The sequence below is a fragment of the Streptomyces shinuiensis genome (assembly GCF_043660855.1).
GTDB lineage: Bacteria > Actinomycetota > Actinomycetes > Streptomycetales > Streptomycetaceae > Streptomyces.
In genome coordinates, this window is sequence record NZ_JBIHML010000001.1 from 3,492,532 (window position 1) to 3,518,344 (window position 25,813).

The 25,813-nt window shown below is 74.0% G+C and carries 23 protein-coding genes and 1 pseudogene; 10 read left to right on the forward strand and 14 right to left on the reverse strand.

Annotated elements, in window-relative coordinates; all coding sequences use genetic code 11:
• The first annotated feature begins 638 nt into the window (after positions 1-638).
• Complete coding sequence (locus ACGRHY_RS15985) at positions 639-1,682, forward strand: hypothetical protein (protein ID WP_394636008.1); 1,044 nt, start codon at positions 639-641, stop codon at positions 1,680-1,682.
• 91 nt (positions 1,683-1,773) lie between these two features.
• On the opposite strand, the gene ACGRHY_RS15990 is transcribed toward ACGRHY_RS15985, so the two are convergent.
• Entirely contained in the window at positions 1,774-3,108 is a 1,335-nt protein-coding gene (locus ACGRHY_RS15990; protein WP_394636009.1) for an ABC transporter substrate-binding protein, read from the reverse strand.
• Positions 3,109-3,331: 223 nt separating this feature from the next.
• Between ACGRHY_RS15990 and ACGRHY_RS15995 the strand changes: the two genes are divergently transcribed.
• Both ACGRHY_RS15995 and purU read left to right on the forward strand, forming a co-directional pair.
• Positions 3,332-3,778, forward strand: a complete 447-nt coding sequence (locus ACGRHY_RS15995; protein WP_394638077.1) for an SCO4402 family protein — start codon at positions 3,332-3,334, stop codon at positions 3,776-3,778.
• Between the two features lie 109 nt (positions 3,779-3,887).
• Positions 3,888-4,772 (forward strand): formyltetrahydrofolate deformylase, encoded by an 885-nt coding sequence (gene purU / locus ACGRHY_RS16000; RefSeq protein WP_394636010.1) that lies wholly within the window; start codon positions 3,888-3,890, stop codon positions 4,770-4,772.
• Between the two features lie 40 nt (positions 4,773-4,812).
• Here purU and ACGRHY_RS16005 read toward each other — a convergent pair whose 3' ends face one another.
• Together ACGRHY_RS16005 and ACGRHY_RS16010 are read right to left on the reverse strand one after the other, a co-directional pair.
• Complete coding sequence (locus ACGRHY_RS16005; protein ID WP_394636011.1) at positions 4,813-5,967, reverse strand: zf-HC2 domain-containing protein; 1,155 nt, start codon at positions 5,965-5,967, stop codon at positions 4,813-4,815.
• The gene (locus ACGRHY_RS16010) at positions 5,964-6,527 is read right to left on the reverse strand and encodes an RNA polymerase sigma factor (protein ID WP_394636012.1); all 564 of its coding nucleotides are present in this window, start codon (positions 6,525-6,527) and stop codon (positions 5,964-5,966) included. The genes ACGRHY_RS16005 and ACGRHY_RS16010 overlap by 4 nt, the downstream gene beginning before the upstream one ends.
• Positions 6,528-6,864: 337 nt before the next feature.
• On the opposite strand from ACGRHY_RS16010, the gene ACGRHY_RS16015 reads away from it, so the two are divergent.
• Positions 6,865-7,239 (forward strand): STAS domain-containing protein, encoded by a 375-nt coding sequence (locus tag ACGRHY_RS16015; RefSeq protein WP_394636013.1) that lies wholly within the window; start codon positions 6,865-6,867, stop codon positions 7,237-7,239.
• On the opposite strand, the gene kilB is transcribed toward ACGRHY_RS16015, so the two are convergent.
• A complete protein-coding gene (gene kilB, locus ACGRHY_RS16020; protein WP_394636014.1) occupies positions 7,229-7,747 on the reverse strand; it encodes a plasmid transfer protein KilB in 519 nt (172 codons plus the stop codon). The genes ACGRHY_RS16015 and kilB overlap by 11 nt on opposite strands.
• 324 nt (positions 7,748-8,071) lie before the next feature.
• Between kilB and ACGRHY_RS16025 the strand changes: the two genes are divergently transcribed.
• On the forward strand, positions 8,072-8,593 hold the full coding sequence (locus tag ACGRHY_RS16025) for an ATP-binding protein (RefSeq protein WP_394636015.1): 522 nt from the start codon (positions 8,072-8,074) through the stop codon (positions 8,591-8,593).
• 71 nt (positions 8,594-8,664) lie between these two features.
• Here ACGRHY_RS16025 and ACGRHY_RS16030 read toward each other — a convergent pair whose 3' ends face one another.
• The 4 genes from ACGRHY_RS16030 to ACGRHY_RS16045 form a co-directional block, all read right to left on the reverse strand.
• The gene (locus ACGRHY_RS16030) at positions 8,665-8,835 is read right to left on the reverse strand and encodes a hypothetical protein (RefSeq protein WP_394636016.1); all 171 of its coding nucleotides are present in this window, start codon (positions 8,833-8,835) and stop codon (positions 8,665-8,667) included.
• Positions 8,836-8,901: 66 nt separating this feature from the next.
• Positions 8,902-9,183 (reverse strand): NUDIX domain-containing protein, encoded by a 282-nt coding sequence (locus ACGRHY_RS16035; RefSeq protein ID WP_394636017.1) that lies wholly within the window; start codon positions 9,181-9,183, stop codon positions 8,902-8,904.
• A complete protein-coding gene (locus ACGRHY_RS16040) occupies positions 9,180-10,322 on the reverse strand; it encodes a flavin-containing monooxygenase (protein ID WP_394638078.1) in 1,143 nt (380 codons plus the stop codon). The genes ACGRHY_RS16035 and ACGRHY_RS16040 overlap by 4 nt, the downstream gene beginning before the upstream one ends.
• Positions 10,323-10,443: 121 nt before the next feature.
• Positions 10,444-10,986, reverse strand: coding sequence for a GNAT family N-acetyltransferase (locus ACGRHY_RS16045; protein WP_394636018.1), 543 nt, complete (start codon positions 10,984-10,986; stop codon positions 10,444-10,446).
• Between the two features lie 373 nt (positions 10,987-11,359).
• On the opposite strand from ACGRHY_RS16045, the gene ACGRHY_RS16050 reads away from it, so the two are divergent.
• On the forward strand, positions 11,360-11,521 hold the full coding sequence (locus ACGRHY_RS16050; protein ID WP_394638218.1) for a hypothetical protein: 162 nt from the start codon (positions 11,360-11,362) through the stop codon (positions 11,519-11,521).
• Positions 11,522-11,534: 13 nt separating this feature from the next.
• Here ACGRHY_RS16050 and ACGRHY_RS16055 read toward each other — a convergent pair.
• The 3 genes and pseudogenes from ACGRHY_RS16055 to ACGRHY_RS16065 all read right to left on the reverse strand — a co-directional run.
• Positions 11,535-11,708, reverse strand: a pseudogene (locus ACGRHY_RS16055) (helix-turn-helix domain-containing protein); the annotation flags it as partial.
• A complete protein-coding gene (locus tag ACGRHY_RS16060) occupies positions 11,705-12,883 on the reverse strand; it encodes a Cmx/CmrA family chloramphenicol efflux MFS transporter (RefSeq protein ID WP_394636019.1) in 1,179 nt (392 codons plus the stop codon). The gene ACGRHY_RS16060 and the pseudogene ACGRHY_RS16055, both read right to left, overlap by 4 nt.
• 793 nt (positions 12,884-13,676) lie before the next feature.
• A complete protein-coding gene (locus tag ACGRHY_RS16065) occupies positions 13,677-14,324 on the reverse strand; it encodes a TetR family transcriptional regulator (protein WP_394636020.1) in 648 nt (215 codons plus the stop codon).
• Positions 14,325-14,453: 129 nt separating this feature from the next.
• Between ACGRHY_RS16065 and ACGRHY_RS16070 the strand changes: the two genes are divergently transcribed.
• From ACGRHY_RS16070 to ACGRHY_RS16080, 3 genes are all read left to right on the forward strand, one after another.
• Positions 14,454-15,272, forward strand: coding sequence for a VOC family protein (locus ACGRHY_RS16070; protein ID WP_394636021.1), 819 nt, complete (start codon positions 14,454-14,456; stop codon positions 15,270-15,272).
• A 173-nt stretch (positions 15,273-15,445) separates the two neighbouring features.
• A complete protein-coding gene (afsK, locus tag ACGRHY_RS16075) occupies positions 15,446-17,953 on the forward strand; it encodes a protein serine/threonine kinase AfsK (protein ID WP_394636022.1) in 2,508 nt (835 codons plus the stop codon).
• Positions 17,954-18,129: 176 nt separating this feature from the next.
• Positions 18,130-18,636 carry a hypothetical protein gene (locus ACGRHY_RS16080; RefSeq protein WP_394636023.1) on the forward strand — a complete coding sequence of 169 codons (507 nt, stop codon included), beginning with the start codon at positions 18,130-18,132 and terminating at the stop codon, positions 18,634-18,636.
• A 184-nt stretch (positions 18,637-18,820) separates the two neighbouring features.
• On the opposite strand, the gene ACGRHY_RS16085 is transcribed toward ACGRHY_RS16080, so the two are convergent.
• From ACGRHY_RS16085 to afsR, 3 genes are all read right to left on the reverse strand, one after another.
• Positions 18,821-18,949, reverse strand: coding sequence for a hypothetical protein (locus ACGRHY_RS16085; RefSeq protein WP_394636024.1), 129 nt, complete (start codon positions 18,947-18,949; stop codon positions 18,821-18,823).
• Between the two features lie 197 nt (positions 18,950-19,146).
• Positions 19,147-19,302 carry a hypothetical protein gene (locus tag ACGRHY_RS16090; RefSeq protein ID WP_394636025.1) on the reverse strand — a complete coding sequence of 52 codons (156 nt, stop codon included), beginning with the start codon at positions 19,300-19,302 and terminating at the stop codon, positions 19,147-19,149.
• Between the two features lie 220 nt (positions 19,303-19,522).
• Positions 19,523-22,474 carry an SARP-family global regulator AfsR gene (afsR, locus tag ACGRHY_RS16095; RefSeq protein WP_394636026.1) on the reverse strand — a complete coding sequence of 984 codons (2,952 nt, stop codon included), beginning with the start codon at positions 22,472-22,474 and terminating at the stop codon, positions 19,523-19,525.
• 628 nt (positions 22,475-23,102) lie between these two features.
• Here afsR and ACGRHY_RS16100 point away from each other — a divergent pair.
• On the forward strand, positions 23,103-25,694 hold the full coding sequence (locus ACGRHY_RS16100; RefSeq protein WP_394636027.1) for a bifunctional FO biosynthesis protein CofGH: 2,592 nt from the start codon (positions 23,103-23,105) through the stop codon (positions 25,692-25,694).
• Positions 25,695-25,813: the final 119 nt, after the last annotated feature.

Below are 25,813 nucleotides of genomic sequence, written 5' to 3' on the forward strand. Positions count from 1 at the left end.
AGCGCGGGGAAGGCGTACGGGGCAGGGGCCCGGAGGAGGGAGGGCGGAAGGAAGAGGACGAAGGAGAGGACGGTGAGGTTTCGCCCCGGCCGATGGTGGGGAGAATGCGCAGCCCTCCCAGGGGCGTGGTCGACCGTGTGAGTGACCGGGTAGCGTGAGCCGACGCATTCGCAGTCGTGTTTTGGTAGTCAGGCGAACGAGGAGTCCCGGTGACGAGGCACAGCCGACAGGGCGACGAGACGCGCGAGGGTGTTGTCCTGCCGTCGAACGGTGACCGGTGGACTCCCGGTCACGGCGACTCCCAGGCGAGCCCGCCGGCGGGGCAGCCCTGGGGCCAGCCGTGGGGACCGGCTGCCCCGTCCGGGCCGCAGGGGCAGCAGCCGGCCCCGGCCCCGCCCCCGGCCCAGCAGGCTCCCCGGCCGCAGTACCAGCAGCCCGGCCCTCCGCCGCAGTACCAGCCGCCCGGCCCTCCGCCGCGGTCCCCGGCTCCGGGCACGGCGCCGGGTGCCGTGCCCGGAGCCGCCGACGAGACGCAGCTCCTGCCCCCGATGCCCCCGTCCGGCCCGGCCCCTCAGGCCCCACAGACGGCGCCGGGCGCTCAGGGAGTTCGGGGAGCCCGGGGCGGCGGGGCGGACGGCATGGACGACGCCACCCGGGTCCTGCGGCCGGTCACCGGCGGCACGCCCCCGGAGCGTGACACCGAGAGCACCACGGTGCTGCGCAGGCCGCTGCCGCCCGAAGGCGTGCCCGCTTCCTCGCACCCGATGCCCCCGCCGCCCGCCGGAGCCCCGTACGGGATACGCCCCGGCGCCCCCGACGACCGCACCACCCCGCCCTCGGACTTCGACGGCCTGTTCCGGGGCGGTGCCCAGCCGGGTGGGCGGCCGGGAGTCCAGCCCGCCGACGCCACCCAGCAGCTTCCGCCCATCGACCCGGGCGCCCCCCAGCCCCCCGCACAGCCGTCGTACGGCGGCGGCCACGACGGTTACGGCGATGGCCGCGGCGGATACGGCGGCGGATACGGGGACGGGGGCCGCGGCACCGGCGGGCGGCGCGGTATGCCGCGTGCCGCCGTCGCCGGGCTCGTCGTCGCGGGACTCGTCACCGCCGGGCTCACCGCGGGCGCGGCGCTGAGCGGCGGGGACAAGCCGGCGGAGCAGCCGCAGCCGCAGGCGAAGTCGTCCGCCCCCGCCGAGCCCGAGCAGTCGCCGCCCCCCTCGGCCGATCCCGCGGAGGCCCAGGCCAAGGAGCTGGACAAGCTGCTCGCGGACAGCAACAACAGCCGCAACACGGTCATCCGGTCGGTCGAGAACATCAAGAAGTGCGAGAACCTGGGCAAGGCCGCCACCGATCTGCGCGACGCCGCCCGGCAGCGCAACGGCCTGGTCACCAGGCTGGGCGAGATCGAGATCGGTGAGCTGCCCAGGCACCAGGAGCTGGCCGACGCACTCACCGAGGCGTGGAAGGCGTCGGCCGCCGCGGACAACCACTACGCCGCGTGGGCCGACCAGGTCGCGGGCAAGAAGGGCTGCAGGAAGGGAGCGGCCCGGGTCACCGACCGGACCGCCCAGGGCAACAAGGCCAGCGGAGATGCCACGGCCGCCAAGAAGAAGGCGGCCGGACTGTGGAATCCGACCGCCCGTCGGTACGGCCTGCCCGAAAGGCAGTTCAGCCGGCTCTGACCGCGGCCCCGGTCTTCGGCCGCCGTTTCCCGGCGAACGGCGGCCGGTGCCGGACCCCCGGGTACGGCCGGAGCCGTGCCGCGTGTGCGCCTCAGCCGCCGCCCGGCACGGTCTCCAGGGTGTCGCGCACATCGACGAAGCCCTTGCGGGCCGGGGCCAGCGTGCCCTTCCTGACCTGCTGGAAGGTCACCATCGCGTTGACCAGCCGCGGATGGTCGCGCACGGCCAGCATGTCGTCGTAGCGCCAGCTCAGCTGAGGTGTCAGACCCTCGGTGTCCACCGGGGGCATGGTCTCCAGGGCGCGCCGGACGGTCCTGGCGGTGACGGCCCCCTCGGTGTGCTCCAGCGCCGCCCGCAGCACGGTGTACGCGATCCAGGCGGTCTGGACGCCGGGGTCGGCGGCGTCGATCCGGTTGTCGCCGAAGGCGTGCTCGCGGATGACGCTCTTCATCCGCGCCCAGCGAGGGTCGGAGGAGACCGGGTACCAGCCGGTGGCGTACGCGCCCTCCCACTGGCTGTCCGGGCCGCCCGTCCGGTCCACGAGCGACTGCTGCACACTGCCGAGGACCGAGGCGATCCGCACCCCGGGGCCGTCCTCGCGCAGCCGCCGGAAGGAGTCGAAGAAGGTGTCGGTACGGCCGCCGAGCACGGCGGTGACGCAGGCTCCTTCCGCCCCGCCGTCCTGCCCGCCCTCCGTCCCGCCGGCGGTCCGGACGCCGCCCCCGTCATCCGCCAGGCCCACCCCGGCCAGGGCGCGCCTGGCGTGCTCGGTGTAGGCGGAGGCGTCCTCCGGGGCGCGGATGTCGGCCGCCGGGCCCCGGTCGCCGGCGGTGGCCAGGCCGGCGTTGAGCAGCCTGGGGAGCTGATCGCCCGAGACGGTGTCGGGACGCACGAGCGAGATCCGCTCGCAGTGGTCGGCGAGCTGGTGGCCGCTCCCGGCGAGCAGGGTGGCCTGGCCCCCGTTGACCGGGTACGACAGCGGGCTGGTGAACTCCTCGTCCGTCACGCCGTAGCCGCCGAGGTAGGGGATGCCGGCCGACTCCAGGGCCGTCATGAACGTACGGCCGTGCTGGCTGTACGAGCCGACGACCGCGGCGACCTCCTCGGTGCGGGCGCGGTCGGCGCACCGTGCGGCGCCCACCGAGCTGTTGTGATCGTTGCAGGTGAGAACACGGAGGGTGCGCCCGTTGACACCCCCGGTGGCGTTCACCCAGCGCGCATATGCCTGTGCCATGGCCGGCATGCCGGGCATGTCGGTGGCCCCGGTCCCCTCCGGGGCCCAGGTCATCACGGTCACGGCGCCCTCGTCGGCCCTCGCGTCACCGGGCGGCATGCCGCAGCCGGTGAGCAGTGAAGCGCAGACCCCCGTTGTGGCGGCGAGAGCGGCCATGGTCCTAGCGGAACGTTTGCTACGCCATGCGGTCATGACCCCGAACGATTCCGCCGCGGCTGTAACGGAGGAGTGATGAACGGGCAACGCGGAGCGACGGTGAGGTGAACAGGCGGGGGGTGCGCGGATCCGTCCGGCGCGGGACGTACGATCGACGACCGTGCGGGCACAACAGGGTGAAGCCGAGCAGGGGTGGCAGGACCGGCAGGACCGGCAGGTCCAGGAGAGGTCTTCCCGCCGCGGCGGTCGTTCGAGCACCATGGACGGCATGCCGCCCAAGGACATGCCCTGGTGGCGCTGGCGCAGCAACGTGCGCTCGGCGCTGCACATGCTCTCCGACCCCGTCTTCCAGCGGGAGTGCTGGCTGACGGGCCTGCCCGGGTACGGCGACGTCACGGACGCCGTCTACCGCCTGGTCGAGGACACCTGGCTGGACAACTGGTCCGCTGACAAGTACATCGGCACGGTCTTCCGTGACGTCCAGGAGGCCGCGCTCGTCGACGTCGCGGTGCTGCGCGTCCTGCGGATCATGCACCAGGCCGGGGCGGACGCACCGGTGGCGGCCTATCTGGAGCACCCGGGCTGGCCGGAGGCCGTCCACGCGGCGCGCGACGCCCACGTCCTGCTCTCCGCCAACGACGGCGAGGACCCGGACCGGCCGCCCCACTCGCTGGACGTGCTGGCGGCCATGCTGCGGGTCGCCTGACCCGGAGGCCGGGTTCCGCCCCGGCGCAGTCCCGGCACAGCCCCGGCGGCGTTCCCCACCGGCGGGAACCGGTCACGGCGCCCGGCCGGGATGTGCCACGCTTGTGCACATGAGCCAGCCGCAGCCCGCCGCAGCACCCGAGAAGCCCGAGCAGTACGTCCTGACGTTGTCGTGTCCGGACAAAAAGGGCATCGTGCACGCCGTCTCCAGCTACCTCTTCATGACCGGCTGCAACATCGAGGACAGCCGGCAGTTCGGGGACCACGACACCGGGCTGTTCTTCATGCGGGTGCACTTCAGCGCGGAGGCCCCGGTGACCGTGGAGAAGCTGCGGGCGAGTTTCGCGGCGGTGGGCGACTCCTTCCGGATGGACTGGCAGATCCACCGCGCCGACGAGCGGATGCGGGTCCTCCTCATGGTCAGCAGGTTCGGGCACTGCCTGAACGACCTGCTGTTCCGCACGCGCATCGGCGCGCTGCCGATCGAGATCGTGGCCGTGGTCTCCAACCACACCGACTTCGAGGAGCTGGTCTCCTCCTACAACATCCCCTTCCACCACATCCCGGTCACCAGGGAGACCAAGCCGGAGGCGGAGGCGCGGCTGCTGGAGATCGTCCGCGAGGAGGGCGTGGAGCTGGTGGTGCTGGCCCGTTACATGCAGGTGATCTCGGACGATCTGTGCAAGGAGCTGTCGGGCCGGATCATCAACATCCACCACTCCTTCCTGCCGAGCTTCAAGGGCGCCAAGCCCTACCACCAGGCCCACGCGCGCGGTGTGAAGCTGATCGGCGCCACGGCGCACTACGTCACCGCCGAGCTGGACGAGGGACCGATCATCGAGCAGGAGGTGGAGCGCGTCGGGCACGAGCTCACCCCCGAGCAGCTCGTGGCGGTCGGCCGGGACGTGGAGTGCCAGGCGCTGGCCCGCGCGGTGAAGTGGCACAGCGAGCACCGCGTACTGCTCAACGGCCACCGCACGGTCGTCTTCGACTGACAGGCCCCGCCGCGCCCGCGACCCCGGCCGGGGGTGCGGGTCACATCCGCGAGAGCGAGGCCGCGGCCCACAGTGCGTCACGGACGGCCTCCCCGTCACCCTCCCGGCCCGCCGCCGCCTCGCGCGGCGGTACGTGGCCCGCGGCCAGCCGGCAGAACTCCGCGTCCTCCAGCGCGAGGCGGGCCACCGTGTGCTCCGGAGAGGCGAGGGCGGCCGGGGAGTCCAGGGGGATGTACCAGTCGCCGCCGCCCCGGCCCCCGATCTCCAGACGGAGGGTGCGGCCCGGCGCGCCCGCCGCCGTCAGCCGGCGCGGCGGGGCGGCCAGCCCGGCGCGGCGCCGCGCCGCGATGGCCTCCGGGAGCCGCCGGACGACGAATCCGACCATGCGGGCCAGGTGTTCGGGCGCGGGCGGCCCGTACGGGTAGTCGACCGCCGCGGCGATGTCCTCCGCGTGGATCCAGCACGCGAAAGCCCGCCCGGCCAGCGCGTCGCGCAACGGGCGCCGGAACTCGGTGAAGTCCACCGGCAGACCGGCCTCGTGGGCGTGCAGGGCCGCGGTGCGCACGATGTTCCGGGTCTGGGTGCGCCACTTGTTCCGCACGAACGTCGGCCCGTGCGCGCGGCACCGCTCGACGGCCGTCTCCGTGCGGTCGCCCACGGTGCGCGGGGCGCCGGGGCCGAGGGGGTCGTCCAGCCCGAGGGCGGTGGCCACCAGACCGTCCACCGAACCGAGGTGGGCGAGCACCCCGCACAGCGTCAGCGCGCGCTCGCCGGTCGCCCAGCGCAGCCGGACCGGGGCGCTCCACTCCGCCTCGCCCATGTCGCACAGCAGCGCGTCGAGCCGCGCGGTCTCCGCGTCGTACGGCGCCACCCACTCCGGCAGCGGCGTGTGGGCCGGGCGCCGGCGCAGGCACTCCTCCAGCACCCGCGAACGCAGCAGCGGGTCCGGATCCAGGCTCTCCTCGCGGTGCATCAGCCCCACGGCGTCCCGCAGCCGCCGCGCCTCCCCGGCGCAGGACGGGCACCGGGGCAGATGCGCCTCGACGGCCGCGGTCTCCTCCGGGGAGCAGACCGCCAGGGCCCATACGCCCAGCAGGGACTTCAGGGCGAGATGCCCGTCGGGGTCCTCTCCGCCGCCCCCTTCGGCCTCCGGCCCGGCCGCGCGTCCGGCCTTCCGGCTCCCGGCGGGGCTCACGAGGCCTTCTCCGCCCCGTTCTCCGCGGCCGTGGACAGCAGTTGCAGCCCCAGCCTCAGCCGCCGCCGCGTCTCGTCCTCGCTGACGCCCAGTTCGGCGGCGGCCTCGCGATAGTCCCGGCGCCGTACGTAGGCCAGCTCCAGGACCGTCCGCAGCGAGCCGGGCATGGCGGTGACCATGCGTTCCGCGCGGGCGGCGGCGGACGCGGCGCGGATCCGCTCCTCCAGCCGGGCCCGTGACTCCGGGTCGAGGGGGCTCTCGTCCAGGTGCCGCAGCGCCCGCCGCCGGGTGAGCTCGGTCAGCCACGAGCGCAGCGAGCCGCGCTCCGGCTCGTACGCCCCGGGATCCGCCCAGACCCCGGCGAAGACCTCCGTCACGACGCGGTCCGCGGCGTCCTCGTCGTCCAGGAAGCGGTGGGCGAGGCCGCGCACCACGGACGCGTGCCCGTCGTACAGCTCGGCCAGCGCGGACTCCTCGCCCCGCACCAGCCGCCACCGTATCCCGTGGTCCCGGTGAGGACGTGCCGTGCAGGGTGTCCCGTCGGGCGTCTCGTTCGGCATCCTCCACCCCCAGCCTGCTGCTGCTCATCTCGAATGTAATGGCAGAAGCTGACAGGATCCCTCCCTTTGCGTGAGTGTGCTCCTCCACACGGTTGCGCATGGTCGCCGTCCGGTCACTTTGCGCACCTTCGGACTGATCGGGACGGTTCGGTCCTGTCCGGATCCGGTGGTGTGTTACGCGGGTGTGACCGGAAGTTGGGGGAGGCGGAGACCTGGTTCGGCATAGGGTCGGGGTCTGCAGGTGTCGTGACGATGTCCGGCAGGGGCGGTCGGTGAGGAGAAAAGTCGGGAAGGGAACGTTCCGGTCGGTGTCGGCGGATGAAGGGACTACGAGCACGTGTCGTTGAAGGTGATCGGGGAGGACCGGGGGGAGTGGGCCGTGCTGCGGGTGTCGGGTGAGCTGGATCTCGTCACCTCCCCCGTGGTCCGCCAGCATGTGCACGACGCCGTGGCCGACGGCCGCCACAGCCTCGTGCTGGACCTGTCGCAGGTGCTGTTCTGCGACTCCAGCGGCGTCGGCGTCCTCATAGCCTCGCGCCGGCTGATGCGCTCGTGCGCCGGCCGCCTCCGGCTGATCCTCCCCGCCCAGGGCGCGGTGGACGGCTCCCACGTCAACCGGGTCCTCGCCGCGCTCGGCGTCCGCCGTCTCTTCGACTGCTACCCGGATCTCGACGCGGCGGCGGACGACGCCGCCAGCCCGCTCAGCGCCTGACCCCTCCCCGCCGCGCCGGTGCGGCGCCCGTCTCCGGGGGTTCGCCCGCATAGGGCGCCGCCGCCGTGACGAAGCCCTCGATGGCCCGTTTCGAGGAGGTCCGGAGGGCGTCCAGGCCCCGGCGGTCCACCTCCTTGCCGTACAGGGCGGTCACCGTCTCCAGGGCGGACCGTGCGACCTCCTCCAACTCCGGTGACTGCGTGAGGAGTTGTACGCGGAACAGCGACTCGTGGGCCTCCGAGCGCAGCCGGTAGATCTCCCGCAGCAGGGAGGGCATGTCCTCCTCGCCGGGTCTCTCGTGCTCCGCGAACCACCGGTGCACCAGCATCCGCCGGTAGTTGTGCAGGGCTCCGGCGTACAGGCAGTACGCGTCGATCCTCTCCTGCCGCAGCCGCTCCCGGCGCGCCAGCTCCTCGCCGTACGCGGTCGTCCGGCGCTGGAACGCGTAGGTGATACCCGAACCCAACAGGGTGCCGAGGACGGCGATGAGTGCCGCTATCGCTTCCATGCCTCAAGCCGATCACGAAAAGTGTCCGAGGGAAGGGGAGTTGGCGAGTACGGGCGCACCTGGTCGCATGGCGGCGCGTTCGGTGGCGCACCGCGGCGGACGGCCGCGCGCCGGAGCGCGTTCCGCCCGCCGGGCTCGGATGTTCGACTCTCCGGCCCGGGCGTCGCACAGCATGCGGTGTCACTACTCCTTTGCGCCGGAATATGCCCGAAGCGCTTGTTGCCGCGACGCCGGTTCCAGCACTCTGTGCGACACCGGGGGAACGGACAGTGGCCTCGCGTCGGCGTGGGGCCGTGCGGACCCGGGTCATGGACGGTGTGAAGGGTGCAGATGCTTCAGGTGCAGCTGGAGGTCGGAAGCGATCCCGAGGAGGTGGGCAGAGCCCGCAGATGGGCCCGGTCGAGACTGGCCGGTTTCGGCCTGGAGCCGGACGGGTCCCTGGTGGAGACACTGGTGCTGCTGGTCTCGGAACTGGTGACCAACGCCGTCGTCCACACCGGGCGTCCCGCGGTACTGCGCATGTTCCTCTCCGGGCGCCTCGTGACGGGAAGGAGGACCGTACGGATCGAGGTCGCCGACACCAGCAGCAGCCCGCCGCTGCGGCGGCGGGCCGAGGGCGAGGCCACCGGCGGACGCGGTCTGGAACTGGTGGGCGGGCTCGCCGACCGCTGGGGCTGGCTCCAGGAGGGCACGGGCAAGCGCATCTGGTGCGAACTGGACAGCGGTAGCGGTGCGGTGGCCGAGAGCGCGGGCGCCCGGGACGCGGGGGACGCCGGAAGGACCGGGGCCCGTGCCGTCCCGCGCGACGCCTGTGACGAGCCGCGGGCCCAGCCGGTCCGCACCTGACACCGCGCCGCCCGCACCGCCGCTCCGCGCCGTGAACGCCCCCGGCGCGCCGCCCGCCCTCCCCGGCGGCCTCACGGGGTGAGCCGCCCGCGCCAGGGGCCGTCCGGCAGCAGGGCCGCCAGGACGGAGAGCAGGTGCGGCGGCTCGACCCGGCCGGGCAGCGAGCCCAGATCCGGCCACGGCGCCCAGGCGTACGCCTCCAGCGAGGTCTCCTCATGGGGCAGCAGGCCGACCCGCGACACCGTCGGCCGCTCGCCGCCGAAACGGGCGGGGAAGAACAGTTCCGTGCCCGTGCAGTACCGCCCCCTTCACCGCACGTCGCGGTCGACGGGCACCGGCCGGTCCAGGACCGCGGCGGGGTCCGGGCCGGTCTCCTCGGCCAGTTCGCGCCGTGCCGCCCCCAGCGGCGTCTCACCGGGCTCGATGCCGTCGCCGGGCGGCTCCCGGAGCCGTGAACCGTCGTACGGATCGCGCCACTTCAGCAGGAGAACGCGGTCGGCGGCGTCCAGGCAGACGACCCGCGCGGCGGGCGGACATGCGACCGGGTCCTGGTCAGGGTCCGGCGCAGGGCCCGCCGACCGGTCCGTCACTCGGTCGTCGTGCGGGCGACGGCGCGGGCGATCTTCCGTGCGTCGATGGCCAGTTCGCGCAGCATGCCGCTGATGGGGTTGGTGTAGCCGGTGAAGTACAGGCCCGCGGCGGCGGGCAGCGTACGGGGGCCGCGGGCGCGGGGCAGCCCGCGCTCGTCCAGCACGCCGAGGTGACCCACCATCTCCTCCAGCCCGCGCCGGTAGCCGGTGGCCGCTATGACGGCGTCCGGGGCGATGGCGCTGCCGTCGGCGAGGGTGATCTCGGACCCGTCGAAGGACTCCACCGCGGCCACCGGCTCTATCCGGCCCTGGCGCACCGCCTTGACGAAACCCGTGTCCTGCACCGGGATCGCGCCCTGCCGCACCCGGGTGTACAGGCCGGCCTCGGGGCGCGGCAGGCCGTGACGCGACAGGTCCGGCAGGGAGACCCTCGCCAGTCCCCGGGCCATGGAGTCCACCATGCGCACCGGCAGCCGCCGCACCGCGATGCCGGTGGCCTGCGCGGGCCAGCCCAGGGTGGAGCGGCGGACGATGTGGGGCGGGGTGCGCACCGCCAGCCGCACTCGCGCCGCGCCGCCCTCGGCCAGGTCCAGGGCTATCTCGGTGCCGGTGTTGCCGGTGCCGACGACCAGCACGTCCCGGCCCTCGTACGGCCGGGCGTCGCGATAGGAGCGGGCGTGCAGCAACTCGCCCCCGAACGAGTCGCGGCCGGGCCAGTCGGGCACGCGCGGGGTGTGGTTGTGCCCGGTGGCCACCACGACCACCGGTGCGGCCAGCTCCCGGCCGCCGTTGGCGCGCAGCACCCAGCCGCCGTCGTCGGCCCGGTCGACGCGGTTGACCTCCACACCCGCGGCGATCTCCAGCCGGTGATGGAGCGCGTACTCCTCCAGGTAGCGCACCAGGTCGTCCCGGCGCACCCAGCGCCCGTACGAGCGCGGGATCGGCATGCCGGGCAGTGCGGACCGGCGGCGCGTGGTGTGCAGGCGCAGCCGGTCGTAGTGGCCGCGCCAGGAGGCACCGACGGAGCCGGCCCTCTCCAGCACGACGGACCGTATGCCGCGCTCCCTGAGCGCGGCGGCGGTGGCCAGCCCGCCGGGTCCTCCCCCGATGATGTGCACTGGTCTGCTGTCGTCGGACATGTGCATGCCCATGAGTCTATGCCCCGCTTCCTCCCCCGCGTGCCCGGCCTCCGAACGCCGGGACGACACCGCGGGCCCGGCTTCCCGGGCCGGGGCCGGGGAAACCTCGGCTGACGCGGCACTAGAAGGGCAGCGACAGCAGGCGTACTGGGCCGGGCGGCCAGCCGGAGCCCTCGCGCAGCGGCGTCCACATGGTGCGCATCGGCATGGTCACCGGTCCGTCCGGCTGCTCGACGCGGACGTGCTCCTCCAACTCCCGCCAGCCCAGTGCCTCGTAGACCGGCATCCGTTCCGGCCAGCAGAACAGCAGGCCGACCTCGGGGCCCATGCCGCGCGCGTGGTCCATCGCCGCGGTGACGACCGCCCGCGCCAGCCCCTGTCCGCGCAGCCCGGGAGCGACGATCACACCACCCAGGCCCACCGCCTCGGTACGCCGGCCCGCGGCCGACACCGGCACGGCCACCAGGCCCGCGTGCGCGGTCAGACGACCCTCCCGCCTGATGCCGAAGTGCTCCCGCTTGGGCCGCCACGCCATGGCCAGCCCCTCGATCTCGAAGGGATCGGGGACGCCTCCGCAGACCTCCTCCAGGTCGGCCCCGGTGAACTCCGGCAGCCGCACCGCCGCATGCCGCTCCCCGTACGTCCTCGCGCTCGTCGTCGTCACGTACCGATCCTGCTCCGGCAGGGGGCCCGCCAATCCGCGCGGTGTGCGAAGGGAACGGGGAGGGGAGGAAGCCGGGGCCCTCCGGGACGGTGTGTCACGGAAGGGCCCCGGCGCGATGCGGGGAGGCACCGCCGATCGCGCTCCTCACCGGTACGCCCCCGCGTGCCCGGACCCCGGGACGTGGGAGTTGCGCCCCGGGGCCCGGATACCCGGAAGACCGCCGCTCCGCCTCCGTGCGCCGCCCGGGGGACCTTCCCGGACACCGGGCCGCGACCGTCACCACGGAAGCGGGCACCACCTCGCCCGGCGGACGGGGTTGCGGACCGGCCGGCGGGCGCCGGTTGGCGGATCCGTCGGGATCGAGGAACCGGCGGTGGCTGATACCCGGGCGCGCCGGCCACCGGCCCACGGTGCGTTCGCCGATGCGCACACCGTGGCCTTCGAGTTCGAGCGCGACCCTGCGGGCGGACCACTTGTTGTCCCGCCGCAGTCGCTCGATCCGTTCGGCGACGTCGGGCGGGGTCTGGGCCGGTGAAGCGCGGGCTGCCGGAGCGGTCCCGCAGCCCGGCCTCGCCGTACTGGTCGTAGCGGTTCTTCCACTTGGACGGGCAGGCCCGGGAGACACCGGCCTCGGCGGCCACGTGGGAGATGGGACGGCTGCGGAAGCGCTCCACGAGCCGTCGGCGCCCCCCGATGTTCAGGGGGGCGTTCACATGCGTCACCGGAGCACCTCAGCGCTTCGGCCGGCCGCAACCACGGTACGGAAGGGGAACGCGATGAGCAGCGCGACGGCGACCAAGAGCCCGCTGGCCCACAGCGGCCCGGGGTTCCCAAGCCCGGTACTGAGGGTGGTCGCGGCGACGAGCGGTCCGATGGCGGCGCCGACGTTGAGTGCCGCGGTCGCGTACGCCCCGGCCATGGTGGGAGCTCCCGCGGCCTCGTGGAGGACCCGCGTGATCAGCGTGCTGCCCAGCGCGAACGACAGCGCGCCCTGCACGAGCACGAGGGCGAACAGGGCGACCGGCTCCTCGGCCAGCACCGCCAGGGCCGGCCAGCCGAGGAGCAACAACGGACCACCGACCGCGAGGACCAGACCGGGACGCTGGTCGGACAGCCGGCCGGCGACGGTGACGCCGACGAAGGCACCGGCCCCGAAGAGCACCAGGGCGACCGAAATCCACAGTTCGCCCAGCCCGGCGGTGCCGGTCACCACGGGGGCGAGGAAGGTGAAGCTTGCGAACGTTGCCGCGTTCACCAACGCGCCGAGCCCCATCACCAGGAGCAGCCGCGGTTCGGTGAGCTGGGCGAACTCCGCTCGCAAGGCCGGCCCGCCGGTCGCCTCTTCCTTCACACGTCCCGTGGGAATCCCCTTCAGGATGCCGAGAGCCGCGGGCAGACAGAGAGCGGCGACGGTCCAGAAGGTGGCCCGCCAGCCGAGTGCCGTGCCGAGTACCGACCCCCCGGGGACGCCGGCGATCATGGCCATCGTCGTGCCCGACAGCAGCACGGCCAGCGCACGCCCCTTCTTGTCGGGCGGGACCAGCGTGGCGGCGGCCGTCAGAGCGACGGCGAGGAACCCGGCGTTTGCGACCGCGGCGACGACCCGGGTGGCGAACAGGACCGGGAAGCCGGTGGTGATGGCGCCCACGGCGTGAGCTGCCGTGAAAGTGAGGATGAAACCGAGAAGGCTGGAGCGCTTGGGCCAGTTGCGGGCCAGCGCGGCCACCAGGGGGGCGCCGACGACCATGCCGACAGCGAAGGCCGAGGTGAGCGTGCCTGCCGTCCCGACCGTGACGTCGAGGCCTGAGGCGATGTCCGGCAGGAGGCCGGCGAGCATGAACTCCGAGGTGCCCATGGCGAAGACCGCCATGGCAAGCAGATACAACGGGAGAGGCATCGAGTGGCTCCGAGATGAGGAGAAGCACGAGGAGGGCATCTCGTCACCGCGGCCAGCCCCAAGGGCGCACTCGCCCGGCCGCGGAAGGCGGCGCGACGGCAGGGCTACGAGCTCAGTGGTTCAGGGGCTGACGGCGTGACCGAAAGCCCCCGCCGTGTCTGACTCAGGACTCGACATGGCCCGCACGGTACCCGACCGATGCCCGTCGAGGCACCTCGGTTTCACCGGCATCGGCCTGTGTCACCAACGCCATGTCCCGCAACACCCAGGTCGTGGACTCCGGCGTCAACATCGCCCACGAGGACCTCGGCGGGCACGCCTCCTGCGGCTACGACTTCGTGGACGGCGACCGGCGGCTCCGCGAGCGACGCCGAGGACGCGGCGGTGCGGACGATGGCCGAGGCGGGGATCACCGTCGTGGTCCGGGACGGGCAACGGCGGGCAACGGCGGGCAACAAGGCCACCGGCGCGTGCACCCGGCCGCCCGCCCGCGAGCCGTCCGTGATCACGGTGGCCGCGCGGGCGTGTTCGCGCCCGGCGCCCCGTCCCGTCGGCCGGGATCGGCTCGGGGACCGAGGTGCGGACGATGAGCGGTACGTCGATGCCGGCGCCGCATGTGACGGGCGCCGCGGTGCTCCACGTCCCGGAGAACCCGGACGCCCGGCACATGGAAAGGCCCCCGGGCGGCCGGTGACAGGGGCCGGCCGCCCGGGGAGCCGGGCACGGACAGGAGGAACGGGACGGGCGCGGGCTCGGGGCCGGGCGGAGGCACGGAGGCCGGGGCCCGGGCGCCCTACCGGCTGGGCCTGCGGCCCGTGACGCCCAGGTAGAGCAGATAGGCGAGGTTCGGCTTCAGATCGGACTTCTTGGCGCCCCAGCTCTGCGCGGCCTTCTGCTGGCCGGCCACCGAGGTGAGCATCGACACCAGCGAGCCCGCGACGGCGGCCGGACTGATGTCGGGGTCCGCCTTGCCCTTGGACTGGAGCTTTCCGATGGAGTCGGCCAGCGGGCCGGTGATCCCGCCGAGGACCTTCGCGCGGATCTTGGAGAAACGTTTGTCCCCCTCCGCCGCGCCCAGGTCCACCACCCGCAGGATCGCGTCGTTCTCCCGCCAGAAGGAGAGGAGGCCGTCCACCAGTTCCTCCGCCGTCCGCCACCCGGCCTTGCCCGTCCACGTACGGTCGGTGGCCAGCTCGCTCAGCGAGGAGCTCTCCCTGGACATGTCCTCGGCCAGCTCCAGGACGGCGCCCTCCACGTCCGGGAAGTACTGGTAGAAGGTCGCGGGGGAGGTGCCCGCGCGCCGGGCGACGTCGATCACCCGGACGTCGCGGTAGGGCGACGAGCTGAGCATTTCGTCGAGGCAGGTGAGCAGCTTCTGCCGCGTCGCCTGGCCGCGGCGCCCGGCCACCCGGCCGTCAACAGTTCGTACTTGTCCTGTCATGTCGTCAGCTTACCGAGGGATGATCGGCCCGCGATTCGACCGACCCCAAATGGGGTGATCTACTACAAGAGGGGTGCTACGTGGATGGCGTTCGCCTGTCGGGGCGCAACCGTACGGAAGGAGCGGGAGATGGTCGCTGCCGAAGGCGCCTCCGCCGAGGGCACACCCTGCTGGACCGACGCGATGCTTCCCGACCTGGAGGCGGGCAAACGCTTCTACGGCGAGCTGTTCGGCTGGACTTTCGGCGCCCCTGCACCGCCCGGACCGCCCGGACAGGAGTCCCGCACGGTCGCGCTGCTCGACGGCCGGCGGGCCGCGTCGCTCGTCCGCAAGCCGGACGGCCGGCTGCCGACGGTGTGGACGGTCTACTTCGCCACCCCCGACGCCGCGGCGACCGCCCGGCGCATCCGGGCCGCGGGCGGGCAGCTCGTAACCGAGCCCGAGGCGGTCGGCCGGGACGGGGTGGCGGCCACCGCAGTCGATCCGGGCGGCGCGGTCTTCGGCCTGTGGCAGCCGGAGGCACTGGCGGGTTTCGAGGCGGTGCGCGAACCCGGTTCGTACGTGTGGACGGAGGTGTGCACCCGGGAGAGGGAGCCGGTGGACGCCTTCTACCGGGAGGTCTTCGGCTACGTCATGTATCCGGCCGGTGACGAGAGCACGGGTGAGGCGGCCGACGTCATGGTCTGGGCCCCGCGCGGGGAGCCCGCCGACGACGAGCATGCCGTCGGCAGCCGTACGATGATCGACGAGACGTACCCGGTGGAGATGCCCGCCCACTTCCTCGTCCACTTCGCGGTCGCCGACTGCGACGCGGCCGTCCGCACGACCGTGCGCCTGGGCGGCCGTACGGTCGACGGCCCGCAGGACACACCCTTCGGACGCCACGCCGTCCTCGCCGACAACCAGGGTGCGCGCTTCGGGGTCCTGGACACCTCCACGGTGCTCTGAGGCCGGAAGCCCGTCCCGGAGCCCGCCGGCCGGGGAATGGGCGACTCACCGCCCCCGGGTTCGCAACCGAGGGCTTCGCCAGGAAGAATCGCTGTCGGACCGCGGGACCGGTACGCCGGTGGAAGGCTGCACGGGGCGGCGATCGTCGACCCCGACGGGGAGGTGGCAGGCAAGTGGTGGAGCAGCTGACGCAGCACGATCCGCGGCGTATCGGCCCGTTCGAGGTGCTCGGGAGGCTGGGCGCCGGGGGCATGGGGCTGGTCTACCTCGCCCGTTCGGCCTCCGGGCGCCGGGTGGCGATCAAGACGGTGCGCACCGAGCTCGCCGAGGACCAGCTCTTCCGCGTCCGCTTCACCCGGGAGGTGGAGGCGGCCCGCGCCGTCAGCGGTTTCTACACCGCCGCCGTCGTGGACGCCGATCCGCGCGCCGCGGTGCCGTGGCTGGCGACCGCGTACGTGCCCGCGCCGTCCCTGGAGGAGATAATCAACGAGTGCGGGCCGCTCCCGGCGCAGGCCGTGCGCTGGCTGGCCGCCGGGGTCGCCGAGGCGCTCCAGTCCATCCACGGGGCGGGCCTGGTCCACCGTGACCTGAAGCCCTCCAACGTGCTGGTGGTCGAGGACGGCCCGCGGGTGATCGACTTCGGTATCGCCTCGGGGGTGTCCAACACCCGGCTGACGATGACGAACGTCGCCGTCGGCACCCCCTCGTACATGTCACCCGAGCAGGCGAGGGACTCGCGCAGCGTCACGGGCGCCAGCGACGTCTTCTCCCTCGGCTCCACCCTGGTCTTCGCCGCCACCGGTCATCCGCCCTTCCACGGGGCGAACCCCGTCGAGACCGTCTTCATGCTGCTGCGCGAGGGCCCGGACCTGGAGGGCCTGCCCGACGAGCTCGGACCGCTCATCGAGTCCTGCATGCGCACCGAGCCCGACCAGCGGCCCACCCCGGCCGATCTCCAGGCGCAGCTCGCCCCGCACCTGTTCTCCTCCGGCGGCGACGACAGCGGTACGGCCTCCGCCTGGCTGCCGGCCGGCGCGGTGGCGCTGATCGAGCGGCACCGGGGCGGGCGGGCGCGGCCCGTGCGGCCCGCCTCCCGGCCCAGGCACCGGGCGCCGGAGCCCGCGGCCGCGCCCGCGCCCGCGGCCGTCCCGGCCCAGGCGGCGGCCGGACCCGGGGCCGGGTGGCGGCCCCCGGCCGCCGACCCGCGGAGCGGGGGGGCGCCCGCCGCGTCAGTGGCCGCGCCCCCGGTGCCGCCACCTCCGCACGCCCCGGTCCCGCCGCCCTCGCACGCCCCGGAAGAGGGCTCCGTGCGGCTGCCGGGCGCTCCGCTGCCCATCGGCCCCGGCCCCCGGCGGCCCCGCGCCCGCGTCACCGAGGTGAGCTCCCCGACGTCCTGGGTGCTGCGCGCGCCGGACGGCGGCGGCGCGGACGGCACCGGCGCCCTCGGCGCCACCGTGGCCCACCCTCGGCCCCGCACCCCCTCCCAGGCCTCCTCCCACAGCCCTTCCGGCGGCTCTGCGGGCGGCTCCGCGGGAGGTGAAACCGCCGCGCCGCCGCGCTGGCGGCCGTGGCGCTTCCGGATGTCGAACGACGTGTGGGGCACCCCGGTCGTCGCCGACGGCCTGCTGTACGTCACCTCCTTCGAGGTCCACGCGCTGGACGTGGCGACGGGGCGGCGGCAGTTCAAGACCCGCGAGGTGGCGTGGTCGATGGCCGTGAGCAACGGCCGGGTCCACGCCTCCGACGGCCCGAGCCTGTACGCCCTGAACGCCCGCGACGGCTCCGACGTCTGGCGGCTGGCGGCGGACGGCTGGGTGTACGCGCTCCGCGCCGACCGCGGCACGGTCGTCACCGGCACCCGCGGCGGCGGCGTACAGGCCTGGGACGCGGCGGGCGGCGAGCGGCTGTGGGAGCTGTCCGGCGCGCAGACCGACTTCGAGACCCCCGAGGCCGGTCCGGTGATACGGGGCGGTTCGGTCTACGTCTGGGGCGACGGGCGGCTGTACGCCCTGGACGCGCGCACCGGCACCGAGCAGTGGTCGTACCCGGTCGGCGACTCCTCGGCCACCGGCGGTGTCCCGGTGCGGCTGCTGCCCGCCGACGACGGCGCGGTGTACGTCAGCGCCGGCTCGCGCGTCTTCGCCCTGGACGCGGCCACCGGAGCGGAGCGGTGGCGCTTCGACGCGCCCGCCGCGTTCCTGTGCCCGCCGGCCTTCGCGCCGGGCGCGGCGATCGCGGGCGGCGGCGTGTATCTGGCCGACTACCTGGGCACGGTGTACGCGCTGGACGCCGCCAACGGCCACGACCGCTGGCGGATCGCCACCGAGTCCCGCCAGTCGGCCGAGCCGGTGGTGGTGGCCGACGGGCTGGTCCACCTGGGCAGCGGCGGCGCGCTCTACACGCTGGACGCGGTCAGCGGCACCCCGCGCTGGCGCTTCGCGACGGGCGGCGAGATCACCGGTGCCCCGGTGTCGGCGGACGGCCGGGTCCACTTCGGCTCGGCGGACCACTGCCTGTACACGCTGGACGCCGTCGGGGGCCAGCTGCGCTGGAAACTCGCCACGGAGGGCGAGATCACCGGATCGCCGGTGGTCGCGGGCGGCGTGGTCTTCGCGTGCAGCCGGGACCGCTGCGTGTACGCGCTGGACGCGGCCAAGGGGACGGGCCAGGCCCGCTCCTGACGGCTCGTCCTCCCCTGCCCGCCACGCCCCGCCGCCCGCCCGGTTCACCGGCGAACCGCTTTACGCGGGAACCCCGTCGGCCGCTCTCCGCGTGAACCCTGTTAGAAAATCCGGCAGTCGACAGGCGGGCGAGCGCGCCGAGCGCACCCGGGGGAGAACGCGTTATGAAGCGCTCTGTGAAACGTCATCTCAGGCTGATAGCCGTCGTCACCGTCGTGACGCTGGCCCTGTCCGGTTTCAGCCAGGCCCGAAGCGGCGGCGGCAAGGGCGGTGGCGGCCGGGGAAGCAGCAGCAAGAGCGGAGGCGGAGGCGGAGGCGGGGGCGGGGGCGGGGGCGGCGGCTGCGGTAAGGACGGCTCCAGCAGCCGGTCGGGCTACAGCGGCTATCGGAGCACGACGGCCGGCAGCGGCTCGGCCGGCTCCTCCTCGCGCAGGGACGAGCCGGACGCCGAGATCATCTCGTGCGCCGAGGGGAAGAAGGGGGCGGTGGTCGAACTCTCCGACGGCGACGCCGGCACCTACACCGTCCACGTGTATCTGGTCGACGACTTCGGGGACACCATCGACACCTCCTCCCAGCGCGTCAGTGTGGGAAGGGACCAGACCAGGCGCGTCGAGGTGAAGCCGAGGGACCCGAGCATGGTGGGGGCCGCGGACGACTGCCGCGTCTCGGTGATCGGCTGAAACGGTCCGGGAGCGGCGGGAACCGCGACGGGGGCGGCGCGTACACGGGCCCCTCGGGCAGCGGGACCCCGCGGTGCGGCGTGGCCAGGGCCGACCGCACCCTGACTCGAACGGGTCGGGGGGCGGAGCCGCGACAGCGGTTCCGCCCCCCGACGGGTGCCCGGAAGTCCTCCGGGTACCCGCCTCAGTTTCCGGCCGGCTGGGAAGGCCAGGAAACGAACGCGTGGTTGTCGGCCAGCGCCGGCGCCGCGCCGATGCCCACCGCCGCCACCGCCAGCGCCAGGGCGGTCAGGAACTTCGTCACGCGGGTCATTCCAACTCCTTGGTGTGGGCCGGGGGATAAGGGTTCCGGGTTCGCAGAGGTGAAGGTAGCTCCTCAGCGCGTACAGTTCTGTTCTTCCGCGCATGACTGTCCGGTAATCGCCTGTATGCACATGACAAGAGCCGGCCGCGGCGGCTCCCCCTCTGCGCCGCCGGGGCCGGCCCCGTCTGCCCCCGTGGTGTGCGGTCCTACTGCCCGTTTTCCTCGTTGACCTGGGTCTCCGGGGCGGCGGTGGTCTCGGTGCCGGTGGACTCCGAGGTCGTTGAACCGCCCTCGCCGGGAGCCGGCGCGTGATTGTCGAGTTGCGGGCCGCCTGTCGTGATCTTTTTGGTGGTCTCGCTCATGTGGACCAGCTCCTAGGTTCTGGTGGCAGGGAGGTCCTGAGCACGTCCGGCGACTCCCCCGTGGGCCGCCGGACGTGCGCTTCCGGGCTACTCGCCCTGACGACGCAGGGCTGTCGGACCCATCGACCCGCCTGCCCCCCGACGCGGCGGATCGATGTGCATAAGCATGGCGGGTGGCGATAAACAATCGATGAACGCCCACTGCCGATGACTGCGGTGCCTAAGCGACGGCGACGGGGAAGAGCAGCTTGCGCACCTCGGCGGCCTCGGGCGAGTCCAGGGACTCGAAGATGCTCAGCGCATCCTGCCAGCAGGCCCGGGCGCGGTCTGTCTGGCCCAGCGCGTCCAGGGCGCGTCCCAGTACGGTCAGCACGTTTCCGCGCCGCCAGTCCCAGCCGATCACACGCATCGCGAGGGCCTGCTCGGCGTGGGCCGCCGCCTGCGTGGGCCGTCGCGCCGCCATGTGCGCCTCGGCCATCCGCAGATGGGTCGCTCCCTCCCACATCGGCTGGCGGCTCTCGCGGAAGAGCACAAGAGCCTGGTTGAGTTGGTCGAGGGCCTCGGCGGTGCGCCCGGCGCCGGTCAGGGCCATGGCCAGGGCGTAGCGGCCGTTCGCCAGCCGCATGGCCATCCCCAGATCGGCGTAGACGGCCACGCCCTGCTCGGCGAGCCGGATCGCGCTGTCCGTCCGGCCCAGCCCCAGACGAACGCGGGAGAGGTTGCACAGCGCACTGGCTTCGCCATTGGGGTTGTGATCCGCGCGGAACGCGTCGAGGGCCTGGTTCAGATGCGTTTCGCCGTCCTCGTAACGGCCGCGGGAGATGGCGATGATGCCGCGGTCGTTGGGTGCGTACCCGCTCACCACCGGGTCACCGGTGTCCTCGGAGAGTTCCATGGCACGCTGCGCGCTCCGGTTCGCCTGTTCGAAGCGTCCGGCCACGATGTGAACATGGGTGAGCATGATGCGGGCGCGTCCTTCGGCCCAGGCGTCTTCGGCGGCCCGCGCGGCCTCGTGCACGGCGGTGGCGGCCCGTTCGTAGCGCAGTGAGTGGATACCGGAGTCGGCCAGGTCCTTGGCGACGAGCAGCAGGTCGGCCGCGCGGCGCAGCGTGTCACCGTCCGCCGACTGCTCCACACAGGCCAGCAGGCAGTCGGCCTCGGAGAACAGCCAGTCCAGCGCGGCGGCGTGATCGCCGAACTCCAGCCCGGGGTGCTCGGTGGCGGCCAGATGGCTCACGACCCGGTCGCCGGGGCGGGCCAGGGCGAACACGCCCGCCGCCGTGGCCAGGTAGAAGTCCAGCAGCCGGGACCGCGCGGCGGACCGGTCCGAGGAGGGGGCCTCGTCGCGTTCGGCACAGGTGCGCGCGTAGAGCCGCACCAGGTCGTGGTAGCGGTAGCGGCCGGGGGCGGCCGACTCCAGCAGGGAGGTGTCGACCAGGGACTCCAGCAGGTCCTCGGTCTCCTCCGGGGTGCGGTCCAGCATGGCGGCCGCGGCCTGCACGGAGATGTCGGGGCCGTCGGCCAGGCCCAGCAGGCGGAAGGCGCGGGCCTGCTCCGCCTCCAGCTGGCCGTAGCCCAGTTCGAAGGTGGCCTTGACCGCCTGGTCGCCGGCCTGGAGCTCGTCCAGCCGGCGGCGTTCGTCGGCGAGCCTGCGGGCCAGGAAGGAGACCGTCCAGGTGCGGCGGGCGGCCAGGCGGGAGGCGGCGATGCGGATGGCCAGGGGCAGGAAACCGCAGGCCGCGACGACGTCCATGGCGGCCTCGCGCTCGGCTCCCACCCGTTCGGCACCGACGATCCTGGTGAACAGCGTCATGGCCTCCTCGGGGCTCATGACGTCCAGGTCCACCAGGTGCGCGCCGGCCAGGTCCACCATCCGCACCCGGCTGGTGATCAGCGCGGCGCAGCCCTCGGTGCCCGGCAGCAGCGGACGGACCTGGGCGGCGTCGCGGGCGTTGTCCAGCAGGGTCAGGATGCGGCGGCCGGCCAGCGTCGAGCGGTAGAGCGAGGCCCGCTCCCCCACCCCGTCGGGGATCGCGGAGTCCGGGGTGCCCAGGGCCCGCAGGAACGCGCCCAGGACCGCCTCCGGCTCCGCCGGGGCCGGGCCCGCCCCCTGGAGGTCGACGTAGAGCTGGCCGTCGGGGAAGCGGTCGCGGGCGGCGTGGGCGACGTGCACGGCCAGGGTGGTCTTGCCCACCCCGCCGATGCCCGCGACCGCCGAGACCGCCATGACGCGGCTCTCGGCGGTGACGAGCTGGTCGCCCAGCTCCGCGACGAAGGCGGTCCGGCCGGTGAAGTCCGGTACGGTCGCCGGGAGTTGTGCGGGCCGTACGAAGGTGGCCGTGCCCGGCGGTACGGACTCCTCGACGGGCCGCGCCAGCTCCTCGTCGGCCCGCAGGATGCGCTGCTGGAGCTCGGCCAGCTCCGGGCGTGGGTCCACCCCCAGCTCCTCGGCCAGCAGCCGCCGGGTGTCGGCGTAGACGGCCAGCGCCTCGGCCTGGCGGCCGCTGCGGTACAGAGCCAGCATCAGCAGCTCGCGCAGCCGCTCGCGCAGCGGATGTTCGGAGGTCAGGGCGGTCAGCTCGCTGACCGCCTCGGCGTGGGAGCCGAGCTGGAGGCCGAGATCGAGGAGGTGCTCCAGCAGGGACAGCCGCCACTCCTCCAGCCGGGTCCGCTGGTTCTCGGCGTACGGCCCGGGAACATGGGCCAGGGGCTCGCCGTCCCACTGCGCCAGCGCCAGGCCGTACAGCTCGCGCGCCCGGTGGCGGTCGCCGGAGGAGGCGGCCTTCTCCGCCTCCAGGGCGTGGGCGGCGGCCGTGTCCGCGTCGATCCCGGTGTCGGGGCCCAGCCGGATCGCATAGCCGCCGGACTCGCTGATCAGGGCCTCGGCGCCGAGCACCTTGCGCAGCCGGGAGGCGTAGGTGCGCAGCGCGGCCAGGGCGCGCTGCGGCGGGTCCTCGCCCCACAGCGCGTCCACCAGCTCCTGCGCGGTGGCCGTCTGACCGCCGCGCAGCAGCAGGGCGGCGAGCAGGGCCCGCTGCTGGGGCGAGCCGACGCCGACCGGCTCGCCGTCCCGCCAGGCACGCACCGGTCCGAGCACGGCGAAACGCAGCCGGTGACGACCGTTGTCCGGCTGCTGCAGTCGTTCGCGCCCGGTGTGCCCCTCGCCGTCCATGGTGCCCCCTGCGAAGTGTGACGACCCGCAGCGCACAGTGTGCCCTGCCAAGGGTCGGTACGTCAGCCGTGCCCCTGCCTATCCTCGCAGTCACCGCAAACCAGCGACCGAATCGACAACTGATGACCCGACAGATGGCGAGATGTCCGGTGGTGGAGCGAATTCCTCGTCGGGCAAAGGAGTTGGCCAATGGCGGCGCCTCCGCCTCTCGGCGCGCCCCAGCCACGGCGGGTTGGTCGTCGCCGCCATGGGACCCGGCAGCCCCGCGCCGCCGCCCTGGACGGGGTGGCGCACCTCGGCGCTCCGTCCCCGCCCCCGCTTCCCTCCGCGTGCGCGAAGCCCGCGCTCCGGAGTGCGGGCGCGCTCGCAGCCCCCGCGGCAGCGGACGGCCTCGGTACGTCGCGCCGGTCCGTGGAAGCCCTGCCCTGTCGCCTCGGATGTGACGCGGGGCACTTTCCCACGCGTACGTGACGGGCGCGGAAAGGGCCTGTGGACAACTGGGCCGATACCGCATGACGGCGAGTGCGGCGAGGACGCGGGAGAGGCCGCGGCAGTGGGGAGAAGGTGTGGGGAACACCCCCGTCCCCGCCTTCCGGCCGACGCCGGGGGCGCTCGTATGCTCGCTTCCATGACTTCGTCGAGCGGGCAGGCAGCACCCACCGCCAACGCCATGCGCCGCGCCCTGCGGCGGGCCCGTGACGGGGTCGCGCTGGACGAGGCCGAGGCCGCCGTGCTGCTCCAGGCACGCGGGGAGGACCTGGCCGACCTGACGGCGTCCGCCGCCCGCGTACGGGACGCCGGCCTCGGGGCGGCCGGCCGCCCCGGTGTGATCACCTACTCGCGCAAGGTCTTCATCCCGCTCACCCGACTGTGCCGGGACCGCTGCCACTACTGCACCTTCGTCACCGTGCCGGGGAAGCTGCGCCGCGAAGGGCACGGCCCCTACCTCTCCCCGGACGAGGTGCTGGACATCGCCCGCCGGGGAGCGGCGACGGGCTGCAAGGAGGCGCTGTTCACCCTCGGCGACCGGCCCGAGGACCGCTGGCCCGAGGCCCGCGAGTGGCTGGACGCGCACGGCTACGACGACACCCTCGCCTATGTGCGCGCCATGGCGATCCGGGTGCTGGAGGAGACCGGCCTGCTGCCGCACCTCAACCCCGGGGTGCTGACGTGGACGGACTTCCAGCGCCTCAAGCCCGTGGCCCCGTCCATGGGCATGATGCTGGAGACCACCGCCACCCGGCTGTGGTCCGAGCCCGGCGGTCCCCACCACGGCTCGCCCGACAAGGAGCCGGCCGTCCGGCTGCGGGTACTGGAGGACGCGGGGCGCTCGTCCGTCCCCTTCACCACCGGCATCCTCATCGGCATCGGCGAGACGTACGCCGAGCGCGCCGAGTCGCTGTTCGCGATCCGCCGCGTCCAGCGGGCTTACCAGGGGGTCCAGGAAGTCATCGTGCAGAACTTCCGCGCCAAGCCCGGCACCGCCATGCGCGGCATGCCCGACGCCGAACTGGAGGAACTGGCCGCCGCCGTGGCCGTCGCCCGCCACGTCCTCGGTCCCGCCGCCCGCATCCAGGCCCCGCCCAACCTGGTGGGCGGGGAGTACGCGCTGCTGGTCGGCGCCGGGATCGACGACTGGGGCGGCGTCTCCCCGCTCACCCCCGACCACGTCAACCCCGAGCGCCCCTGGCCCCAGATCGGCGAACTCGCCGGGCACACCCGCGCCGCCGGCTTCGAGCTGCGCGAACGCCTCACCGTCTACCCGGAGTTCGTCCGCCGCGGCGAGCCCTGGCTCGACCCGAGGCTGCTGCCCCACGTCAACGCCCTGGCCGACCCGGACACGGGCCTGGCCCGCGAGGGCGTCACCGTCACCGGCCGCCCCTGGCAGGAGCCCGACGAGGCGTTCACCACCACCTCCGCCGGCCGCACCGACCTGCACCGCACCATCGACACCACCGGCCGCACCGCCGACCGCCGCGCGGACTTCGACGAGGTCTACGGCGACTGGGGGGCGCTGCGCGAGAGCGCCGCGCCCGGCATGGCGCCGGAGCGGATCGACGCCGACGTACGCGCCGCCCTGGCCACCGCCGCCGACGACCCCACCCGCCTCACCGACGACCAGGCCCTCGCGCTGCTCCACGCCGACGGGCCGGCCCTGGACGCGGTGTGCCGCATCGCGGACGACGTGCGCCGCGACACCGTCGGCGACGACGTGACCTACATCGTCACGCGCAACGTCAACTTCACCAACGTCTGCTACACCGGCTGCCGTTTCTGCGCCTTCGCCCAGCGCCGCACCGACGCCGACGCCTACACCCTCTCCCTGGACCAGATCGCCGACCGGGCGGCGCAGGCGTGGGAGGTCGGCGCGGTCGAGGTCTGCATGCAGGGCGGCATCCACCCGGACCTGCCGGGCGCCGCGTACTTCGACATCGCGCGGGCGGTGAAGGAGCGTGTGCCGGGCATCCATGTGCACGCCTTCTCCCCGATGGAGGTCGTCAACGGCGCCACCCGCACCGGCATGCCGGTGCGGGACTGGCTGACGGCGGCGAAGGAGGCCGGGCTCGGTTCCATCCCCGGCACGGCCGCCGAGATCCTCGACGACGAGGTGCGCTGGATCCTCACCAAGGGCAAGCTGCCGGCCGCCACCTGGGTCGAGGTGGTCACCACCGCGCACGAGCTGGGCCTGCCGTCGTCCTCGACGATGATGTACGGGCACGTGGACCGGCCCCGGCACTGGCTGGGCCATCTGCGGCTGCTGGCGCAGATCCAGCAGCGCACCGGCGGCTTCACCGAGTTCGTGACGCTGCCGTTCGTCCACACCAACGCCCCGGTCTACCTCGCCGGGATCGCCCGCCCCGGGCCGACGGTGCGTGACAACCGCGCGGTGACGGCCATGGCCCGTCTGCTGTTGCACCCGCACATCACCAACATCCAGACGAGCTGGGTCAAACTGGGCGCCGAGGGTGCGGCCGAGATGCTGCGCTCGGGCGCCAACGACCTGGGCGGCACGCTGATGGAGGAGACCATCTCCCGGATGGCCGGCTCCTCCTACGGCTCGTACAGATCCGTCCGGGACCTGGTCGCCATCGCCGAGGCCGCCGGGCGCCCGGCCCGCCCCCGCACCACCACCTACGGCGAGGTTCCCGGGGAGCGCGTACGGGCCGCGGAGGCTTCCGACGGGCGCCTGCCGGAACTGCTGCCGGTGCTGGAGGACTGAGGACCGGGGCGCGCCCGGGGCCTCCGCGGAACGGGCGGGCCGGAACGGGCGGGCACGGGGCGACTTCCGGCCGTCTTCCCGGTATCTCCGGCCCCCGTCCGCCTCCGGGCCGCTTCCGC

What these genes read in the sequence shown, in the direction of transcription:
- ACGRHY_RS16060 (WP_394636019.1), bottom strand. Translation starts at nt 12,883, where the DNA reads ATGCCTCTCCCGTTGTATCTGCTTGCCATGGCGGTCTTCGCCATGGGC.
- ACGRHY_RS16070 (WP_394636021.1), top strand. Translation starts at nt 14,454, where the DNA reads ATGGTCGCTGCCGAAGGCGCCTCCGCCGAGGGCACACCCTGCTGGACC.
- kilB (WP_394636014.1), bottom strand. Translation starts at nt 7,747, where the DNA reads ATGGAAGCGATAGCGGCACTCATCGCCGTCCTCGGCACCCTGTTGGGT.
- ACGRHY_RS16065 (WP_394636020.1), bottom strand. Translation starts at nt 14,324, where the DNA reads ATGACAGGACAAGTACGAACTGTTGACGGCCGGGTGGCCGGGCGCCGC.
- ACGRHY_RS16040 (WP_394638078.1), bottom strand. Translation starts at nt 10,322, where the DNA reads ATGTCCGACGACAGCAGACCAGTGCACATCATCGGGGGAGGACCCGGC.
- ACGRHY_RS16090 (WP_394636025.1), bottom strand. Translation starts at nt 19,302, where the DNA reads ATGAGCGAGACCACCAAAAAGATCACGACAGGCGGCCCGCAACTCGAC.
- ACGRHY_RS15990 (WP_394636009.1), bottom strand. Translation starts at nt 3,108, where the DNA reads ATGACCGCATGGCGTAGCAAACGTTCCGCTAGGACCATGGCCGCTCTC.
- ACGRHY_RS15995 (WP_394638077.1), top strand. Translation starts at nt 3,332, where the DNA reads ATGGACGGCATGCCGCCCAAGGACATGCCCTGGTGGCGCTGGCGCAGC.
- ACGRHY_RS16010 (WP_394636012.1), bottom strand. Translation starts at nt 6,527, where the DNA reads ATGCCGAACGAGACGCCCGACGGGACACCCTGCACGGCACGTCCTCAC.
- purU (WP_394636010.1), top strand. Translation starts at nt 3,888, where the DNA reads ATGAGCCAGCCGCAGCCCGCCGCAGCACCCGAGAAGCCCGAGCAGTAC.
- ACGRHY_RS15985 (WP_394636008.1), top strand. Translation starts at nt 639, where the DNA reads ATGGACGACGCCACCCGGGTCCTGCGGCCGGTCACCGGCGGCACGCCC.
- ACGRHY_RS16085 (WP_394636024.1), bottom strand. Translation starts at nt 18,949, where the DNA reads ATGACCCGCGTGACGAAGTTCCTGACCGCCCTGGCGCTGGCGGTGGCG.
- ACGRHY_RS16100 (WP_394636027.1), top strand. Translation starts at nt 23,103, where the DNA reads ATGACTTCGTCGAGCGGGCAGGCAGCACCCACCGCCAACGCCATGCGC.
- afsR (WP_394636026.1), bottom strand. Translation starts at nt 22,474, where the DNA reads ATGGACGGCGAGGGGCACACCGGGCGCGAACGACTGCAGCAGCCGGAC.